Source organism: Prevotella sp. ICM33, from assembly GCF_000517825.1.
Taxonomy (GTDB): Bacteria; Bacteroidota; Bacteroidia; order Bacteroidales; family Bacteroidaceae; genus Prevotella; species Prevotella melaninogenica.
This window is the reverse complement of record NZ_JACD01000073.1, coordinates 1-18,509: the sequence shown is the minus strand read 5'-3', so window position 1 is coordinate 18,509 and position 18,509 is coordinate 1. Positions and strand designations below refer to the sequence as shown.

Sequence of the window (18,509 nt, the reverse complement as noted above, 5' to 3'; positions counted from 1 at the left end):
ATAGTAAATAAAGGGATTACAAGAGATTTTAGGTCTCTTTTTGTCACTTATACCAGGATTCGCAATACTTGCAATCCTCATTATTAGCCACTGATTACTATCTGATTCAGCCTCTTTCTTGTTTTGTTTACCTACAAGTAAAAGTTTTTTCCCCAGAACTTTCCAGTAAACACTTCTTATGTTAGTTCACTCTCTTTAGCTCACAGCATGCCTTATAATAAGCATAACGACTTTATATGCCCATCTTTAACTAACTTATTATTGCTCCGCACATATCGTGCTGACGCCCCGCACACATCGTGCTGTTGGTAAACACCATTAGTGCTGAGTGCTAAACACCTTGCAATATATTGCCGAAACGAACTCAACTTGCTACTTTTCTCCAGCGTAACTACCCTATCACCAAGGCAAATCGAAGTCCTAAAGCATTCGCAATTTGCATAAAAGTAGAAAGCTGCATATCACTGTTTCCACGCTCAATATTTGAGATATACTCTCGTTTCTTACCTATCTTATCCGCCAACTGTTGCTGCGTCATCTTCTGCTGCTTGCGCTGTTCCTTTAGCAGTTCTGCATAATAGTAAGCCTTGGCACGTGCCTCAAACTCTTCGCGTTCAGGCGATCCAAGTTCCCCATATTTCTCTGTTAAGTGCTCAGAAGAGGTACGTAACTTTGCTAACTTATTTTCATCTAACTTTATCATATCTTATTCCTCCATATAATTTTCCAACAATCTATAAGCCTTGCTTATCTCACGTTTATATTGTTTCGTATCTTTCTTTAAGAAAGAATTAAGATACAAAATCTTTGTTGCTTGCATAAAACTGGGAGCATTCACCGCAAACAGAATTGTGCGATACTCATTACTACCCAAGGAAATACGTGCTTCATAAAGATCTGTATTCTCTAAATGCTTCACATAATTCTTTTTTACGACATCTTGTGTTTTAATAATATGCTCCACATAATCGTATTTCTCTTTAGTTTTTGAATCCAAGCCTGCATAATAGGCTTCATACTCTGGCGAGTAGATGACTTCTCTTACAACTTTATCCATAAGCAAAGGTAATAAATAGATTACATATATCCAAATAAAAGGAACAAATTAATTACATTATTAAGATTTACAACAGAATTACGGTTAACAATAAGTAGATTAAAGCTCAGAGGTTTGTATTCAGGTCATAGATTAAGAAAATCTCTATTATATGCTGTAGGGACACACGAACCGTGTTTCCCTACAGATAAAGAGCTATACACTCATTAATAATGATGTATTGTATTAGTTAGCCATCTCTGACAAGAACTTAATGCGTACAAGCCGAATTTCTTCTTCGCTATAGTCGCTATCTAATTCTTCCATTGCTGCATCGAGACTATCTGTCTCGCTATCCATAAAGTAGTCGTAGATATCATCTATCTGGTCCTCATCATACACATCCTCAAGGAAGTAGTCTATATTGAGTTTTGTTCCACTATAGACAATCTCTTCGATCTTTGTCAGTAGGTCATCAAAATCAAGTCCCTCTGCTGTGGCAATATCATCAAGCGGTAACTTTCGATCGATACTCTGAATTATCTTTACCTTCTGCATAGACTTTTTTGCAACTGTTCTAACGCGTAGTTCTTCTGGTCGCTCAATGTTATTCTCTTCGCAATGTTGCTTTATCAACTCACAAAACTCTTTACCATAACGCTTTGCCTTACCTGCACCAACGCCTTGGATATTTTGTAATTCTTGTTCATTGATAGGATACATCATTGCCATCTGCTCCAAAGAAACATCTTGGAAAATAACATAAGGAGGAATCTCTAACTTGTGTGCTATCTTCTTACGAAGGTTCTTCAGCATGGAGAAGAGTTCTGGATCGAGGACCGCTGTACCCATCATTGGCTCATCATCCTCGTCCTCCTCCTTAAATTCGGTATCCATGACTATCATGAATGACTCTGGCGACTTCAAGAAACGTTTACCAGCAGCAGTCAGCTTTAGCAAACCGTAGTTCTCTACATCCTTCTTAAGATAACCTGCTAAGAGTGCTTGACGTACGACTGGGTTCCAAATCTTTGGATTCTCGTCTTCACCCTCTCCAAATTCGTCTAACTCATCATGCTTATGATCTTTCTGATCATCGGTAGCTCTGCCACGTACGAAGTCGATAACATACTCTTGACGGAAATTCTCCTTCAATGTTTTCACTGCTTGGAGAATAATAAGAAGTTGCTTCTGTGCTTCAATCTTCGTCTTTGGATGAAGACAGTTGTCGCACATAGCACAGTTACACTTTGGATAATCCTCACCAAAGTAATGTAGCAACATCTTTCTACGGCAGACAGATGACTCTGCATAGGCTTCTGTTTCTTGTAACAACTGACGACCGATATCTTGTTCTGCAACAGGCTTTCCCTCCATAAACTTCTCCAGTTTATTAAGGTCTTTCTTAGAATAGAACACAATACAGATACCTTCTTCGCCATCGCGCCCTGCTCGTCCTGTTTCTTGATAATAGCCTTCAAGACTCTTCGGAATATCATAGTGTATTACAAAACGTACGTCTGGTTTGTCAATACCCATACCAAAGGCTATCGTTGCCACAATAATATCCAACTCTTCCATGAGGAAGTCGTCCTGTGTCTTAGAGCGTGTCTCAGAATCAAGTCCCGCATGATAAGGAGCTGCCTTGATATCATTAGCTTGCAAGATAGCCGCCAACTCCTCCACCTTCTTACGCGAAAGACAATAGATAATACCACTCTTACCGGTATGCTGTTTGATAAACTTGATAATCTGCTTATTCGTATCGTCATCACTCTTCTTCGGACGTACCTCATAATAAAGGTTCGGACGATTGAAAGAGCTTTTGAACTCGGCACAATCCTCAATACCTAAGCTACGTACAATGTCCGTACGCACCTTATCAGTAGCCGTTGCAGTGAGTGCAATAACAGGAGCAGTGCCAATCGTTTCGATAGCACAACGAATCTTACGGTACTCTGGTCGGAAATCATGTCCCCACTCCGAGATACAGTGTGCCTCATCGATAGCGTAGAAACTAATCTTCACTGACTTCAAGAACTCCATATTCTCTTCCTTGTTCAAGGACTCTGGAGCAACGTAGAGCAGTTTTGTACGACCAGAAACGATGTCTGCACGTACCTGATCGATTTCAGCTTTCTTCAAAGAAGAGTTGAGATAATGTGCTACACCATCCTCCTCGCTGATTCCATTGATGACGTCCACTTGGTTCTTCATCAATGCAATGAGCGGAGAAACGACAATCGCCGTTCCCTCCATAATCAATGAAGGAAGTTGATAGCAAAGACTCTTTCCACCACCAGTAGGCATCAGTACGAAAGTGTCGTGTCCGTCAAGAAGATTACGGATAATAGCCTCCTGGTCGCCTTTGAATTTATCAAAGCCAAAATAGTGTTTTAGTTTTTCGGTAAGATTGACTTCTTGTGTCATGTTAATAGCTGGGTATTTTCCGATTCTTTACGGTTTCTGTAGAAATTACACAGCCTACTGACGCGAAGGATTCCTCACATCAGTAGGCTGTATATATAGGTTTTATGAGACTGTATTCGATTTCTGAATATGAGCCTTATCAAGTTGTTGACGAACATATTCTTCCGTCACCTCAAATGACTTTATACGTCGTGAAGGTACGTCGAACATAGCATCCATCATCACAGCCTCAACGATTGAACGCAATCCACGGGCTCCAAGCTTATACTCTACACCCTTGTCTACGATGTAATCAAGTGCTGCTTCGGTGAAAGTCAACTCAATGCCATCCATCTTGAACAACTTTATATACTGCTTCACGATAGAGTTCTTTGGCTCAACAAGAATCTTACGCAATGCCTCGCGGTCAAGCGGATTAAGATAGGTAAGCACTGGCAAACGTCCAATAATCTCAGGAATAAGACCAAATGACTTCAAGTCTTGAGGAAGGACATACTTCATCAAGTCGTTCTTATCTATCTTCGCAACGTTCTGCACAGAGTTGTAACCAACCGTGTGCGTATTCATTCGCTGTGCTATCTTACGCTCGATACCATCGAATGCACCACCACAGATGAAAAGAATGTTGCGAGTATCAACGTGAATATAATCTTGATCAGGATGCTTACGACCACCCTTTGGCGGTACGTTAACCATTGTTCCCTCCAAGAGTTTCAGTAAACCCTGCTGTACACCCTCACCGCTTACATCACGAGTGATGCTTGGATTATCACTCTTACGCGCAATCTTGTCAATCTCATCGATGAAGACAATACCACGCTCAGCTGCTGCAACGTCATAATTAGCAACCTGCAAGAGACGTGAGAGAATACTCTCCACATCCTCTCCTACGTATCCAGCTTCTGTGAATACGGTTGCATCAACAATCGTGAAAGGCACATCAAGGAGCTTAGCTATAGTGCGAGCAAGCAATGTCTTACCCGTACCTGTAGAGCCAACCATGATGATATTGCTCTTCTCAATCTCTACACCATCATCATCCTTTGGCTGTTGTAAACGCTTATAATGGTTATAAACAGCCACAGCAAGATAGCGTTTCGCCTCATCCTGACCAATGATATATTCGTCAAGATACTGCTTGATTTCCTTTGGTTTAGGAACCTTCTTGAGTTTGAAAGCCTCACCATCGCCATTCTGTTCCTGTGCCAATGCACCAGTTTGCATGACGATATTATAAGCCTGCTGTGCACATTCCTCACAGATATAGCCGTTCAAGCCTGTGATAAGGAGTTTTACTTCCTTCTCACCCCGACCACAAAAACTACATTTCTTTTGGGGCATTATTATCCTTTACTTTACTTCTTCTGAAGCGTTACTTACTGGTTTTCTCATCAAAACCTCATCAATCATACCGTACTCCTTAGCCTCTTCTGAAGTCATCCAGTAGTTACGGTCACTATCATTCCAAACCTTATCGAATGGTTGATGAGAATGTTCGCTAATGATATTATAGAGTTCTTTCTTGAACTTCTGAATCTCGCGTGCCTCAATCTCAATGTCAGATGCCTGACCTTGTACACCACCCAATGGCTGGTGAATCATCACACGACTATGTTTCAAGGCAGAACGCTTGCCCTCTTTACCCGCAACGAGCAATACGGCAGCCATAGATGCAGCCATACCTGTACAGAGTGTAGCAACATCACTGGAGATAAATTGCATGGTATCATAGATACCTAAGCCCGCAGTAACGCTTCCACCAGGAGAGTTAATATAAATAGATATATCCTTACCTGGGTCAACAGAGTCCAAGTAAAGCAGCTGTGCCTGAATTGTATTGGCAGAATAGTCATCTACCTGAGTCCCGAGGAAGATGATTCTCTCCATCATCAGACGTGAGAAGACATCCATCTGAGTCACATTCAACTGACGCTCCTCAAGGATATATGGGTTAAGATACTGCGCCTGTGCTCTCATCACGTCATCAAGCACCATACCATTCATCCCAAGATGCCCTGTAGCATACCTTCTAAAATCGTTCATTATTTTCCTTTCTTATAATTTATATATGACAAAAAATAGAGGTTATCGACCTCCCTTATCATTGTCATCTATACAAACACCATGCCACTCAGTGCGACACTTGCCTGCATATCTAAAGCAAAGATAAGCAAAAAAATCGATAACCTCTATATATAAAGGAAGATTTTTCTAAAAATATTACTCGCTTACAAGTTTGTTGAATTCCTCAAGACTTACTGTCTTAACGTTCAATTTAACAACCTCCTTGATAGCCTCAGCAAGCTTACGATCGAGAGCTGCCTCAACGAATGAATCTACATTCTCACGCTTCTTCAGCATCTCATCAGCATAACCATTCAAGTAATCCTCTGGTACGTTGGTCATACCATACTGAGCAAACTGTGCACGTGCCATCTGGCGAGCGCTCTCACGAACATCATTGTCATCAACTTTGATGTTGTGATCCTTAGCCAACTGCTCCTTAATCAAGTGCCATGTCAACTCCTTGATGCTCTGTGCATAGTTCTTCTCTACGAACTCCTCACCCTTATCCTGATTGTTTGCCAACATGATGCGCTTTAAGATAGTGTCTGGGTAAGTCAAATCGCCTACCTTCTTCTCGCAGTAAGCGCGGAGATCCTGAATGAACTTGTAGTTAGAATCGCCCTTCAACTGCTCTGTCAAACCGTCAGCGATAGCCTTACGGAAAGCTGCCTCATCCTTGATATCAGCATCCTCACCATAAACACTCTTCCAAAGCTCAGCGTTGTTCTCAGCCTTAACGAAACGTGAAATCTCTGTAATCTGATAAGAGAAGTTACCCTTGTGCTCAGCAACCTCCTCCTTCTTAATCTTCAAGAGTGAAGAAACCTCGATATCATTATCAGGATAAGCTGCTGTTGGGTTAAAGGTAATGATATCACCAAGCTTAGCACCATCGAAAAGTTTCTTCTGATCCTCAACCTTGATGTACTGTGGCATCAATGATGCTCCCTCAACGGTGATACCACCCTCGAGTGTATTTCCATTCTCATCCAACTCACGGAGGTCACCCTTCAACAAGTCACGCTGCTCTGGATCGAACACCTCAGCCTGCTCATAGTGACCAGAACGGCTCTGGAACATCTCAACCTGCTGATCGATCAACTTATCATCAACAGCAATCTCGTAGTAGTCAATCTTGTTCTTGCCATTCAGTTCAATCTTGAACTCTGGAGCAACAGCAATATCAAACTTGAACTCGTAAGGAGCTGGTTTCTCCAAGTCTACTGCCTCTTGAGACTCAGAACCCATTGGCTGACCCAACATCTGAATCTTGTTATCAGCGATATATTTCTGGAGGCTCTCACCAAGAATCTTATTAATAGCATCCATCTTTACCTGTGGACCATACTGACGCTTAATCAGACCTACAGGCACCTGACCCTGACGGAAACCAGGAACGTTGGCACGCTTGCGATAATCCTTGAGAGTTTTCTCTACCTCATCCTTGTAATCAGCTTCCTCAACAGTGATGGTCATCAAGCCATTCACTTTGTCGGGATTCTCAAACGAAATTTTCATCTTTGATGTTATATATTTATGTTTATTATTATTTATCAAAACTATAAGTTCACAAGAGGGCGCAATTACCCCTTATAGACTTTGAAGTGCAAAGATACTTAAAAAATCGCATAACCTTATAATATATAAGTGGAAATTTGTTTTTTTAACCAAGATAATTGGCTACGGAAGGCTATAATTGGGTTTATTTTTCAATCAACAAAGCTGCTTACAGCCAACTCTTTTATAGTGTTTTACCGTAAGCAGCTTTTTATTTTGCACTTACCCTTTATATCTGAAAAACTCCTTTCTCGAATTATTTTCATGAAAATAAATATTTATGGTCGTGAAGAAAAATATTTCTTTTCATGAAAAAAAATATTTTTCTTCATGAAAATAATTCGCAACTTACTTACTCTTGCATAAACAAAGGCGCAAAGAAGACTTTATCTTTGCGCCTTTCTGACGGCTAATATAGCCTATCTAAAAGAGAGGATATATTCCTCTTATAAACCATTCGCCTCTTCCTGCGCACGTTTACGCTGATCGAGCAACTGAAAGTCTTTCTTCTGAAGAACGAAGTCTGTACCGAGGTATTTCTCCTTCACAATCTTATTGGCTGCCAACTCTTCTGGAGTACCCTTGAAGAGGATACGTCCCTCAAAAAGAAGATAGGCGCGATCGGTAATATTCAACGTCTCATGTACATTGTGATCGGTAATAAGAATACCAATATTACGGAACTTCAAACGCCAAACAATGTGCTGAATATCTTCAACGGCAATAGGGTCGACACCTGCAAAAGGCTCATCAAGCATGATAAACTTTGGGTCAATAGCCAAACAACGAGCAATCTCACAACGACGACGCTCACCACCAGAAAGTCGGTCTCCAAGATTCTTACGTACCTTCTCCAATCGGAATTCGCGAATCAGACTCTCCATCTTATCAATGCGCTCCTGCTTTGACAGCTTTGTCATCTCCAAGACACTCATAATATTATCTTCCACACTCATCTTACGGAAGACACTCGCCTCCTGTGGAAGATAGCCAATACCTGCACGAGCACGCTTATAAACAGGGAAGTTGGTAATTTCCTGATCGTCAATATATACATGTCCCTCATTAGGAACCACCAATCCCGTCGTCATATAAAACGATGTGGTCTTTCCCGCACCATTTGGTCCGAGCAGTCCCACAATCTCACCCTGCTTCACATTGATGCTCACACCATTGGCAACAGTACGCTTTCCGTATCGCTTCACCAGTTTATCTGTACGAAGAATACTTCCCTCGCCTTCTGGGCGCACAACAATATTATCTGATTCTGACATAGTTTTCTCTTTTAAGCTATCGCTGCAAAATTACGAAATAAAAAGCAGATAGCAATCATAAAGACGTGAAAAGAAACAAAAGAACAATACAGATAAATGTATAGCTACGTGTGTACGCTTCTATTAAAAGACATTCTCACGAAGGTTCTCTGCCCTGTTTACTTGGTGGCTATTCCCTATTCTTCGCCAGAAGTATATCTTAACAGATCCTGCTCGAATACCGTCGTCCACACTTCATTGCTAAGTGCTGCCGATATTGAATTAAGGGCTTGACACTGCTCTCGCGAGATAGTCCTGCGTTCGTGATGATATGCCCATGGAGCCAACATAAGGAGTCGCCCTTCACAACAAGCATCAAAGTACTTCCCAGGCGGTTTATAGAGAGGCGGGAAACCGTTTTCCAGCAAGACTATAAGCGGGAGTTTCTCCTCCAATGCAGCACGTGCTATTTCTTTTTCTCCAGCCGATATACAGGGACTAACAAGTACTCCTCCCTCTCGTCCTCGTGCAAAGAAGTATTCCTTTTGCAAGGCTATAAGGCGCAGATTCTCTGGTGTCTTATTATTATGACAACGCACCTGCAGTCTTATTGGGTGCTCCAGTAACCACTGATTTCCTATAGCAGAGAAAGTTCTTTCACCCACCTTCAAACTATTCACGACACGAAAAAGTTGCGGATTATCCCGCTTCATCGCCAGCCGTCGTGGGTTATCAGCAATATATCTGAACATATTCTCCAGCTGTCCCTTCCCCCTTAGCACGCTGTCATGATAGCCCGGCGCAAAGAGCATGCCATGCTCTGGGTGCTTACAGCCTCGCTGTTTCTCCCCTTCTCCGCTGCCAGCCAGACTCTGCCTTCCTATTCTGTCCTCCTGTCCCTGCTTCTGAGGCATTGCCTCAGAACTCCCCAACACCAACCGCCGATACGCCCGATTACAGCCTACCTTGAACCCATTAATAACCTTCCCCAGGTGTACAGCCATCTCATGCGTCACAAAGAGGATGCCGTGTATATGATCCGGCATAACCTGAAAGGCAAGCACACTCACCTCTGGATAATGCTTAGGAATCTCTCTCCAACAACGCTCAACCTCACTCCCCAGCTCTGTTGGCTCAACATAGGCGGATGCTACAGCTGCTGTCCTTCGCATAAGCCTCCCCAACAATGGCTGCCTTCCTTCCGTACAGAGCGTTATCATATAGATACACCGCCCTTGATAGTCATGCCCTTTAAGCCTCCGTAGCAGCGACGCCACACGCTCACGACGCCAACCTACCCCTTCCACATATATTGCAGGATTACTTTTCATAGCTTTCAACTCATAGTTTGTCACGCACAAAGATACAAATATAATCCTAAAAGAACTATACAACAGTGGCAAAGATACTATTTACAAAAAGCGAAAGTAGCCTTCATGACTATTAAATAATGTCTTTCTTTTCTCTTTCTGTGATATTTTGGTTAAATTTGCATTTTGAACATCAAATAGAAAGAACATGCTTTTATTCAAATGGCTGACAACATTCGGTAATTATCTTATATTGATGGGACGCTCATTCAGTCGTCCTGAACGAATGAGAATGTTCCTAAAGCGATATGTTAAAGAGATGTCCCAGTTGGGTGTTGACTCAATCGGTATCGTATTACTCATCTCTTTCTTTATTGGAGCAGTTATATGTATACAGATTAAACTTAACGTGCAGAGCCCTTGGATGCCACATTGGGTGTCGGGTTATGTGACGAGAGAAATTATGCTTTTGGAGTTCTCCAGCAGTATCATGTGTCTGATTCTATCAGGTAAGGTTGGGTCAAACATTGCTTCAGAGTTAGGAACCATGCGTGTGACACAGCAGATAGATGCCTTAGAGATTATGGGTATCAACTCTGCCAGCTACCTCATCTTACCAAAGATTATGGGACTCATCACAATCATGCCATTCCTTGTTATCTTCTCTGCAGCAACAGGTATCATTGGAGCATATGCCACAGCCTACCTTGCACATATCATCACACCAGTAGATTTGACTGCTGGCTTGCAACATGATTTCAATCCGTGGTTTATGTGGATGAGTATCATCAAGGGATTCTTCTTTGCCTTTATCATTTCAAGTGTATCGTCTTATATGGGCTACACGGTGAAGGGTGGAAGTGTTGAAGTCGGTAAAGCATCTACAGATGCTGTAGTCTGCTCAAGCGTACTGATTCTCTTCAGTGACGTTTTCCTCACACAGATGTTGAGTTAAACCTCCCCCAACCCCTCCAAAGGAGGGGAGATTAGAGAGAATAAATCAACTCCTGAAAGTTAATACTAACTAATTAATAAGCCCATCTTCCCCCACAAGTAAGCAGATTGGGCTCCCCTCCCTTCGGAGGGGTCGGGGGAGGCTCTATGATTGAAGTAAAACATCTATTCAAATCATTCGGCGACAAGGAAGTGCTGAAGGATATAAACATCGTTTTTGAAGACGGAAAAACAAACCTCATCATCGGACAGAGTGGTGCTGGTAAGACCGTTCTCATGCGTTCGCTCACCGGACTGCTTGACCCAACCAAGGGTGAAGTACTTTATGACGGACGTAACTTTGTCAACATGACAAAGAAAGACCAGATTCTCATGCGTCGTGAGATGGGTATGATTTTCCAAGGTGCTGCACTCTTTGACTCGCTCACTGTACTGGAGAATGTTCGTTTCCCATTGGACATGTTTTCGGACATGACTGCTCAGGAACGTGACAAAAGAGCTATGGAATGTCTTGATCGTGTGAACCTAACAGGAGCTGAACAGAAGTTTCCTGGTGAGATTTCGGGTGGTATGCAAAAGCGTGTAGCTATTGCTCGCGCCATCGTTATGAACCCGAAGTATCTTTTCTGCGATGAGCCAAATTCTGGTCTTGACCCTAAGACATCACTGGTCATAGACGAACTTTTGACGAGTATCACGCGAGAGTTCAACATGACTACCATCATCAACACTCATGATATGAACTCCGTCTTGGGTATTGGTGAGAATATCGTTTTCATTGCAGATGGTAGAAAAGAATGGCAAGGCGACAAAGATACTGTCATCACATCACAGAACCAGAAACTTAACGACCTCGTCTTTGCTTCTGACCTCTTTAAGAAGGTGAAGGATATTGAGAATAAGGGTACGCTGTAAATAGCTACCTCTCACTATAAGTTGTGCGAAAAAGCCGATAATAGGATTTCCCCAACACTACCTTACTTAATAGAAAAGTCCTCCCGCTTATTGGTTTTATCCTTTTTTAAGACAAAACTAATAAGCGGGAGGACTTTTTTCAAGTGCATATTGTAATGTTATCAGTACTTAGCACCATTGGTGCTAAGCATCAGCACCACACGTGCGGAGCACCAACACGACAGTTGAAGAGGGTAAATAGAGAGATAATGGGTAACGATGTCTTATCTCATCATCCACACTCCGTGCTTCTTTAGCATTGGTACAACAACCTGCTCCGTTGTCTTGTCGCCATAATGAAACAACAGAAAGGCACTGGCTGTACTATCCTTTTCAGAGAAAACAGATGAAGCCAATGACACAGAATCAATCCCTTCATGCTCTTTCTTCTGCTGCTCGATAAACTGACGGAGGTTTGTTAAGAGTTGCTTTCGATAACTATCAGGCAACTTCTCAGAACGATTCTCACCTCCTAAAAAAGCTTCATACTGACCTTTCAACAGTTGTTCGTAGTAGAGTTTGGCTGCACGACCAGCCAACTCTCCTTGATCTACCTCTTTTTTCTTACTGCAAGCCATCAATAAAAATGGCAAAGCAAAAAGAAAAGGAAACATTATTCTCTTCATAGGCAACACCTCCTACGACTACTTCTGACGAATGAATATATTAATTGGACAGCCATGTAGGTTCCAGTTCTCACGTATCTTGTTCTCCAAGAAACGACGATACTGCTCCTTAACATACTGTGGCAGGTTCGCATAGAACACGAAAGAAGGAATCTGTGTGTTTGGAAGTTGTGAGCAATACTTAATCTTGATATACTTACCCTTCACTGACTGTGGTGGCGTTGCCTCAATAATAGGAAGCATCACCTCATTCAACTTCGTTGTACCAATATGCATTGTGCGGTTCTGATATACCTCTTTCGCTGTTTCCAAAACCTTAAAAATACGCTGCTTTGTTAGTGCTGAAGCAAAGATGATTGGGAAGTCTACGAACGGAGCCATACGCTTACGAATAGCATTCTCGAAGGTATCAATAACCTTTTGGTTCTTATCTTCAGCCAAATCCCATTTATTCACAACGACAACAAGACTCTTATTATTACGCTGTATGAGCTGGAAGATATTCATATCCTGCGCCTCGATACCACGTGTTGCATCCAACATCAGAATACAAACATCAGAGTTCTCAATGCTTCGGATAGAACGCATAACGCTATAGAACTCCAAGTCTTCACTCACCTTGTTCTTACGACGGATACCGGCAGTATCAACAAGATAGAAATCAAAACCAAACTTCGTATAGCGAGTATAGATACTATCGCGCGTTGTACCAGCAATTTCGGTCACAATATTACGATCCTCACCAATGAAGGCATTGATGATACTTGACTTACCAGCATTAGGACGACCTACGACAGCAAAACGAGGGATATCCTGATCTACTGCTTCCTCTGGTACATCCTTTAAGTTCTCAAGCAGAATATCAAGCAAGTCACCTGTTCCACCACCAGTAGCAGCACTAATACAGATAGGCTCTCCCAAACCGAGTTTATAGAACTCTGCTGCCTGATAATACTCACCGCTGTTGTCAACCTTATTCGCAACAAGGAGTACAGGGAGCTTAGTGCGACGAAGTATCAATGCTACATCCTCATCCCAGTCGGTGATACCCGTTTCAGTATCAACAACAAAGAGGACGAGATCAGCTTCTTCCGTTGCTACAAGCACCTGCTTGCGAATTGCATCTTCAAAAATATCGTCTGATTTAACAACCCATCCACCAGTGTCAACAATAGAAAATTCGCGTCCGTTCCACTGACACTTACCATACTGACGGTCACGTGTTGTACCAGCAGTATCGCTCACAATCGCATGACGTGTCTGAGTTAATCGATTGAAAAGTGTGGACTTACCTACGTTTGGGCGTCCCACAATAGCTACTAAATTTGCCATTAATATTGGTCTTTTCCCTCCTCATAATTCAGTGCTAACACTGTTGAAAGATTATGAAAAGGCGCCGGATGTGGTCAGGCATCCGATGAATATTTGCCGAGGATGACCATTCCCCAGCCCTCGCATTGTGCGAGAGTGTGCCCTACTAAGCAGTCAGGGCGATTTATTTTCTTATTATCAAGGAAGCTATTAGCTTTGTATTAGCGCAATGAGCCTTATTAGCCTTATCAGCCCAATAAGGCTAATAGAATCTCTCCCCAGCCTATCCCGTTAGGCTCTCCCCTCCCTTCGGAGGGCTTGGGGGAGGCTTCCCTTACTCTGGACTATAGCCAAAGTGTTTCAGTTCTTTCTGTGAGTTGCGCCAGTCCTTATCCACTTTCACGAAAGTTTCAAGGAATATCTTCTTATCGAAGAAACGTTCCAAGCTCTTACGTGCTTCGGTAGACACCTTCTTAAGTGCCATACCCTGATGGCCAATAATAATTCCTTTCTGGCTGCTACGTTCCACATAAATGATAGCACTGATGTGAATCTGGCGGTCATCTTCCTTGAAACGTTCAATAACAACCTCAACAGAATAAGGGATTTCCTTATCATAATAGCGCAGAATCTTCTCACGAATAATCTCTGATACGAAGAACTTAGCTGGCTTATCTGTCAACTGGTCTTTATCAAAGAATGCCGGACTCTCTGGTAACAGTTCGTGAACACGCTTCAAAAGAATATCTACGCCAAACTTATTCTTAGCAGAAATAGGGAGTATCTCTGCATTAGGCAACAATCCATGCCACTTTGTTACGAGCTTACCAAGTGTCTTCTGATCGCTCTCATCTATCTTATTAATAAGAAGGATGACAGGAATTGACATCTTAGAAACCTTCTCCAAGAAGTCCATATTCTTCTCTGGATCTTCAACAACGTCTGTTACATAAAGTAAGATATCGGCATCTGCCAAAGCTGACTCAGAGAACTGGAGCATCATCTCCTGCATCTTATAGTTTGGTTTCAGCACACCTGGTGTGTCTGAAAATACTATCTGGGTGTCCTCTGTGTTGACAATTCCCATAATACGATGGCGCGTTGTCTGTGCCTTAAACGTGGCAATACTGAGCTTCTCACCGACGAGTTGATTCATCAGCGTACTCTTTCCGACATTCGGATTACCAACGATATTTACAAATCCAGCTTTATGCATATAATCTATTCACCCACTATTTCCTTCCACAGGAAGGAATGTTTGAAAAGTTCTGTTATAATTATAAGAGGAGAAAGGGGAGGTAGAAAAGTCCTACCATGCCACTCTCCTAATCCCTTTAACGAAAAAACGCACCTATCTTATAAGAAAAGAAAGATGCGCTTTTTATATGATAACTTAAAGTCTTTATTTCTTAACCGCAGCAGCGTCACCGTCATAAGCCCACTTAAAGTAAGATGCGCCATTAACGAAACCTGCACCAAAGCCGGTGAAAATGATATTATCACCCTTCTTCAGCTGTGACTCAAAATCCCAAAGAACAAGTGGCATACAAGCAGCACTGGTATTACCATAACGCTGAATGTTAACCAATACCTTCTCCATTGGAACTCCAATGCGTTTTGCAACAGCCTCGATGATACGAAGATTTGCCTGATGACAAACTACGTAATCAACATCATCTTGAGTCAAGCCATTGCGCTCCAAAAGTGTAGCACAGTCGTCACCCATCGCTGTAACAGCATAACGGAAGACGGTGCGTCCCTCTTGGTAAGTGTAATGCAAACGATGATCAATTGTAAAGCTTGAAGAAGGACATACAGAACCACCTGCCTTGATATGGAGGAATGGAAGTCCCTTACCGTCTGTGCGATGATAAGAATCAATCATACCAACGCCTTCCTCGGTTGTACTCTCTAACATCACAGCACCTGCACCATCACCGAAAAGTGGACAAGTTGCGCGATCACGATAATCAGTAATAGCTGACATCTTATCAGCACCGATAACAATGATACGCTTGTGACGACCACTTTGGATCATATTGCAGGCAACATCGAGTGCATACATGAAGCCACAACATGCAGCAGCTAAGTCAAATGCGAAGGCATTCTTCAATCCTAACTTTCCTAATACGATAGAAGCTGTTGAAGGATGCGGATAGTCAGGAGTCGATGTAGCAACAACAACAGCATCAATACTGTCTGGATCAGCACCTGTCTTTGTCATCAGGAGCTTTGCTGCCTTGCGGGCCATATAGGATGTACCGAGTCCCTCTTCGGTGAGGATTCGGCGTTCCTTGATACCTGTACGAGTGGTAATCCACTCATCGTTAGTATCAACCATGCGAGACAATTCCTCATTGTTGAGGACATAGTCTGGCACGTAACCTGCGACACCTGTTATAATCGCATTAATCTTACTCATGCTTACTCAGCTGTTTCCTTTACGACAGCAACCTTACCACGATAGTTACCACAAGTTGGGCAAACTGTGTGATAAACATAATAAGAACCACAGTTAGGGCATAAAGCCAATGTAGGAGCTACTGCCTTATCATGAGTTCTTCTCTTGAGTGTACGAGTCTTTGACTGTCTTCTTTTTGGATGTGCCATAATTCTTTAAACGTTTAATATTTTATTTTTTCAATTTTAATAGAGCTTCCCAGCGCGGATCCATCGCCTGCTCGTCTTCCTCACCGCTTCGGGCGGCAGAATACTCCTCAAGAGCTCGTACCATAGCAGGGTTGCATTTTCCAGGTGCATGCACATGCTTGATAGGGATTGCGAGAGCTATGAATTCGTAGAGGTACCATGCAACATCGAGTATTCCTTCGTCCTCGGCCACCGTCACAAGGTCGTCCTCTTCTGAGTTTTCTTTTCCTAACTTAACTTCGAGACGTTGTGTTGTCTCTATTGGCTGCTCTACTGGGTCGAGACATATATCACACGGTACCATTACCGTACCTGCCTCATGGAAATCAAGGGTAAAGAAATCATCTCCTGTGCGCACAATATCAAGAGATACATGCACACATCCTTGACTCACTTCAGGAGCGTCAACTGCCTTAAAGTAAGCGTCATCCAGGTCGAACTCAAGGTGATTTACACCTTCTTCCAGACCCTTCAAATCTATTTTAAGGGTTTCTAAGTCCATAATTGGGTTGCAAAGTTACGAATATTTTTCTGATTATAAGCAAATTATAAGTAAAAAAAGTGAGGACACCCCTTGTTAGATGATTTATGCTCTATTTCTTCTACATAATATGAAATGGGGTCTTGCATTGCACTATCATTAGAAAATTAAGGCATTTTCTTAATATATCGAGTATATAAACAACTTTGTATTCTCAACTCATCTAATGCTCTATTAGTAATAAAATTAGAAATATGTAATTGTAAAAGTCTAATTATTTGCACGTAAATAAATATTTTTTTTCATGAAGGGAAATATTTATTTTCATGAAGAAAAATAATTATTCTCATGAAAAGAAATCCATCATATTGACCTTCACGCTTTGCGAAGTTCTATGCGAAAAGTTGTCCCCTTCCCTACTTCCGAGCTTTTCACATATATCTTACCATGATGATATTCCTCAACAATACGTTTAGCAAGACTCAAACCTAATCCCCAGCCTCGCTCCTTAGTAGTAAAACCTGGACGAAATACATTTCTTATGTCTTTCTTTTTAATGCCCTTTCCTGTATCGCTGACCTCAACAATAGCACGCTTGTCTGTTTCTTCTATACGAAGTGTAATACTACCTATCTTTCCTCCCATCGCATCAACAGCATTCTTACAGAGGTTCTCAATCACCCACTCAAAGAGTGAGGCATTCATATTAATGATTATATCATCTGTTGGCAACTCCGTCTTCATCTCTATCTTCTTAGATGTACGACGGTCCATATAATCGACAACATGATTGAGAACATCATTAAGACTGGATGGGACTGGCTCTGGAACGGAACCAATCTTTGAGAAGCGATCAGCAATAAGCTGTAAACGTTTCACATCTTTATCCATTTCTGGTAAAAGTTCATCGTCGGGATATGTTTCCTTCAAAATTGTTGTCCATGCCATAAGCGAGGAGATAGGAGTACCTAACTGGTGTGCCGTTTCCTTACTTAATCCAACCCATACTTTGTTTTGTTCTGCACGCTTTGATGTCAATAAGGCAAAAATAGCTACAATAACAAATAGCATAACAACACCTAATTGTACATAGGGATAAAGCGCAATACGCTTTAACATCAATGAATCATCATAGCATACATCTATATAATCATTATGATTCTTACTCAAAGAGATACGAATAACCTGACCTGAGGCTTTCAGCTGTTGACCCAAAGAAGTAACGTAATTAACACTATCCTTTGCATTACGCGCTTTAATAATGATGTTACGGTATTCTGTTACAACCCCGTCATTATCTAAAACAACAACAGGTATAGTGTGATTCTCATCTAACACCTTCAAAACAAGACTAAGATCGGTGTTCTCATCCGCAGCACTAAGCGATTTCATTGCTTCCGCCCAAACTTGCATCTTACTCCTTTCCTGCTCTGACAAATCATGAGTCAAAGAGCGAGAAACAAGCAAAGAAGCCACAGCAATAAGAATTGCTGCAACCACCAGAAATATCTTTACCTGACGAATTCTATCAGTCCACTGCATATAAAGATATAACGAAACTATAAAAAAAATATTGTAAAGTATCAGCCTATATTACTTAATTAGCCTAATAGCCCTATTAGTCCCTAATTGCATTATTTGCCCTATTAGCCTTATTTGCCTAATAAGCTCCATTAGCCCTATTAAATCAAAACAGCCTTATTAGTCTTTTGAGTCCCCTATTAGCCTAATAAGCCTTATTAGCCCAATATAATATTGCCGCTTCCTTCCTCTCAACACTTCATCATCACCCAACACTCACCCCCTAACAACAAAAAAGAGCCTTAAAGATTTCTCTTCAAGGCTCTCGTAAAAGGAGGCGGCCACCTACTCTCCCGCATT

At 41.9% G+C, this 18,509-nt stretch carries 17 protein-coding genes; 2 read left to right on the top strand and 15 right to left on the bottom strand.

Annotated features, from left to right (window positions below; translation table 11 throughout):
• Window positions 1-391 precede the first annotated feature (391 nt).
• The 8 genes from HMPREF1505_RS09645 to HMPREF1505_RS09610 all read right to left on the bottom strand — a co-directional run bounded on the left by HMPREF1505_RS09645 (window position 392) and on the right by HMPREF1505_RS09610 (window position 9,674).
• Window positions 392-703 carry a helix-turn-helix domain-containing protein gene (locus HMPREF1505_RS09645; RefSeq protein ID WP_036924973.1) on the bottom strand — a complete coding sequence of 104 codons (312 nt, stop codon included), beginning with the start codon at window positions 701-703 and terminating at the stop codon, window positions 392-394.
• Window positions 704-706: 3 nt separating this feature from the next.
• Window positions 707-1,057, bottom strand: coding sequence for a type II toxin-antitoxin system RelE/ParE family toxin (locus HMPREF1505_RS09640; RefSeq protein WP_036924972.1), 351 nt, complete (start codon window positions 1,055-1,057; stop codon window positions 707-709).
• A 225-nt stretch (window positions 1,058-1,282) separates the two neighbouring features.
• Window positions 1,283-3,466, bottom strand: coding sequence for a DNA helicase RecQ (gene recQ / locus HMPREF1505_RS09635; RefSeq protein ID WP_036924970.1), 2,184 nt, complete (start codon window positions 3,464-3,466; stop codon window positions 1,283-1,285).
• A gap of 102 nt (window positions 3,467-3,568) precedes the next feature.
• A complete protein-coding gene (gene clpX, locus HMPREF1505_RS09630; RefSeq protein WP_036924968.1) occupies window positions 3,569-4,807 on the bottom strand; it encodes an ATP-dependent Clp protease ATP-binding subunit ClpX in 1,239 nt (412 codons plus the stop codon).
• A gap of 9 nt (window positions 4,808-4,816) precedes the next feature.
• Window positions 4,817-5,509 (bottom strand): ATP-dependent Clp endopeptidase proteolytic subunit ClpP, encoded by a 693-nt coding sequence (gene clpP / locus HMPREF1505_RS09625; RefSeq protein WP_036863971.1) that lies wholly within the window; start codon window positions 5,507-5,509, stop codon window positions 4,817-4,819.
• Window positions 5,510-5,686: 177 nt separating this feature from the next.
• Window positions 5,687-7,051 (bottom strand): trigger factor, encoded by a 1,365-nt coding sequence (tig, locus tag HMPREF1505_RS09620; RefSeq protein WP_036924966.1) that lies wholly within the window; start codon window positions 7,049-7,051, stop codon window positions 5,687-5,689.
• Between the two features lie 485 nt (window positions 7,052-7,536).
• On the bottom strand, window positions 7,537-8,364 hold the full coding sequence (gene lptB / locus HMPREF1505_RS09615) for an LPS export ABC transporter ATP-binding protein (protein WP_013264765.1): 828 nt from the start codon (window positions 8,362-8,364) through the stop codon (window positions 7,537-7,539).
• Between the two features lie 176 nt (window positions 8,365-8,540).
• On the bottom strand, window positions 8,541-9,674 hold the full coding sequence (locus HMPREF1505_RS09610; RefSeq protein WP_036924964.1) for a transposase: 1,134 nt from the start codon (window positions 9,672-9,674) through the stop codon (window positions 8,541-8,543).
• A 187-nt stretch (window positions 9,675-9,861) separates the two neighbouring features.
• On the opposite strand from HMPREF1505_RS09610, the gene HMPREF1505_RS09605 reads away from it, so the two are divergent.
• Window positions 9,862-10,608, top strand: a complete 747-nt coding sequence (locus tag HMPREF1505_RS09605) for an ABC transporter permease (RefSeq protein ID WP_004361547.1) — start codon at window positions 9,862-9,864, stop codon at window positions 10,606-10,608.
• A 146-nt stretch (window positions 10,609-10,754) separates the two neighbouring features.
• On the top strand, window positions 10,755-11,522 hold the full coding sequence (locus tag HMPREF1505_RS09600) for an ABC transporter ATP-binding protein (protein WP_036924961.1): 768 nt from the start codon (window positions 10,755-10,757) through the stop codon (window positions 11,520-11,522).
• A gap of 263 nt (window positions 11,523-11,785) precedes the next feature.
• Here HMPREF1505_RS09600 and HMPREF1505_RS09595 read toward each other — a convergent pair whose 3' ends face one another.
• The 7 genes from HMPREF1505_RS09595 to HMPREF1505_RS09565 form a co-directional block, all read right to left on the bottom strand.
• On the bottom strand, window positions 11,786-12,187 hold the full coding sequence (locus tag HMPREF1505_RS09595) for a hypothetical protein (RefSeq protein WP_036863982.1): 402 nt from the start codon (window positions 12,185-12,187) through the stop codon (window positions 11,786-11,788).
• 18 nt (window positions 12,188-12,205) lie between these two features.
• Window positions 12,206-13,519: a ribosome biogenesis GTPase Der gene (gene der, locus HMPREF1505_RS09590; protein WP_036924958.1), complete on the bottom strand. Its 1,314-nt coding sequence runs from the start codon at window positions 13,517-13,519 to the stop codon at window positions 12,206-12,208.
• Between the two features lie 313 nt (window positions 13,520-13,832).
• Entirely contained in the window at window positions 13,833-14,714 is an 882-nt protein-coding gene (gene era, locus HMPREF1505_RS09585; protein WP_036924956.1) for a GTPase Era, read from the bottom strand.
• 186 nt (window positions 14,715-14,900) lie between these two features.
• Entirely contained in the window at window positions 14,901-15,920 is a 1,020-nt protein-coding gene (locus HMPREF1505_RS09580) for a beta-ketoacyl-ACP synthase III (RefSeq protein WP_036924954.1), read from the bottom strand.
• Window positions 15,921-15,922: 2 nt separating this feature from the next.
• Complete coding sequence (rpmF, locus tag HMPREF1505_RS09575) at window positions 15,923-16,108, bottom strand: 50S ribosomal protein L32 (RefSeq protein WP_013264203.1); 186 nt, start codon at window positions 16,106-16,108, stop codon at window positions 15,923-15,925.
• A gap of 22 nt (window positions 16,109-16,130) precedes the next feature.
• Entirely contained in the window at window positions 16,131-16,649 is a 519-nt protein-coding gene (locus HMPREF1505_RS09570; protein WP_036924953.1) for a DUF177 domain-containing protein, read from the bottom strand.
• 354 nt (window positions 16,650-17,003) lie between these two features.
• The gene (locus tag HMPREF1505_RS09565; RefSeq protein ID WP_036924952.1) at window positions 17,004-18,170 is read right to left on the bottom strand and encodes a PAS domain-containing sensor histidine kinase; all 1,167 of its coding nucleotides are present in this window, start codon (window positions 18,168-18,170) and stop codon (window positions 17,004-17,006) included.
• Window positions 18,171-18,509 lie beyond the last annotated feature (339 nt).

What these genes read in the sequence shown, in the direction of transcription:
- HMPREF1505_RS09645 (WP_036924973.1), bottom strand. Translation starts at nt 703, where the DNA reads ATGATAAAGTTAGATGAAAATAAGTTAGCAAAGTTACGTACCTCTTCT.
- HMPREF1505_RS09640 (WP_036924972.1), bottom strand. Translation starts at nt 1,057, where the DNA reads ATGGATAAAGTTGTAAGAGAAGTCATCTACTCGCCAGAGTATGAAGCC.
- recQ (WP_036924970.1), bottom strand. Translation starts at nt 3,466, where the DNA reads ATGACACAAGAAGTCAATCTTACCGAAAAACTAAAACACTATTTTGGC.
- clpX (WP_036924968.1), bottom strand. Translation starts at nt 4,807, where the DNA reads ATGCCCCAAAAGAAATGTAGTTTTTGTGGTCGGGGTGAGAAGGAAGTA.
- clpP (WP_036863971.1), bottom strand. Translation starts at nt 5,509, where the DNA reads ATGAACGATTTTAGAAGGTATGCTACAGGGCATCTTGGGATGAATGGT.
- tig (WP_036924966.1), bottom strand. Translation starts at nt 7,051, where the DNA reads ATGAAAATTTCGTTTGAGAATCCCGACAAAGTGAATGGCTTGATGACC.
- lptB (WP_013264765.1), bottom strand. Translation starts at nt 8,364, where the DNA reads ATGTCAGAATCAGATAATATTGTTGTGCGCCCAGAAGGCGAGGGAAGT.
- HMPREF1505_RS09610 (WP_036924964.1), bottom strand. Translation starts at nt 9,674, where the DNA reads ATGAAAAGTAATCCTGCAATATATGTGGAAGGGGTAGGTTGGCGTCGT.
- HMPREF1505_RS09605 (WP_004361547.1), top strand. Translation starts at nt 9,862, where the DNA reads ATGCTTTTATTCAAATGGCTGACAACATTCGGTAATTATCTTATATTG.
- HMPREF1505_RS09600 (WP_036924961.1), top strand. Translation starts at nt 10,755, where the DNA reads ATGATTGAAGTAAAACATCTATTCAAATCATTCGGCGACAAGGAAGTG.
- HMPREF1505_RS09595 (WP_036863982.1), bottom strand. Translation starts at nt 12,187, where the DNA reads ATGAAGAGAATAATGTTTCCTTTTCTTTTTGCTTTGCCATTTTTATTG.
- der (WP_036924958.1), bottom strand. Translation starts at nt 13,519, where the DNA reads ATGGCAAATTTAGTAGCTATTGTGGGACGCCCAAACGTAGGTAAGTCC.
- era (WP_036924956.1), bottom strand. Translation starts at nt 14,714, where the DNA reads ATGCATAAAGCTGGATTTGTAAATATCGTTGGTAATCCGAATGTCGGA.
- HMPREF1505_RS09580 (WP_036924954.1), bottom strand. Translation starts at nt 15,920, where the DNA reads ATGAGTAAGATTAATGCGATTATAACAGGTGTCGCAGGTTACGTGCCA.
- rpmF (WP_013264203.1), bottom strand. Translation starts at nt 16,108, where the DNA reads ATGGCACATCCAAAAAGAAGACAGTCAAAGACTCGTACACTCAAGAGA.
- HMPREF1505_RS09570 (WP_036924953.1), bottom strand. Translation starts at nt 16,649, where the DNA reads ATGGACTTAGAAACCCTTAAAATAGATTTGAAGGGTCTGGAAGAAGGT.
- HMPREF1505_RS09565 (WP_036924952.1), bottom strand. Translation starts at nt 18,170, where the DNA reads ATGCAGTGGACTGATAGAATTCGTCAGGTAAAGATATTTCTGGTGGTT.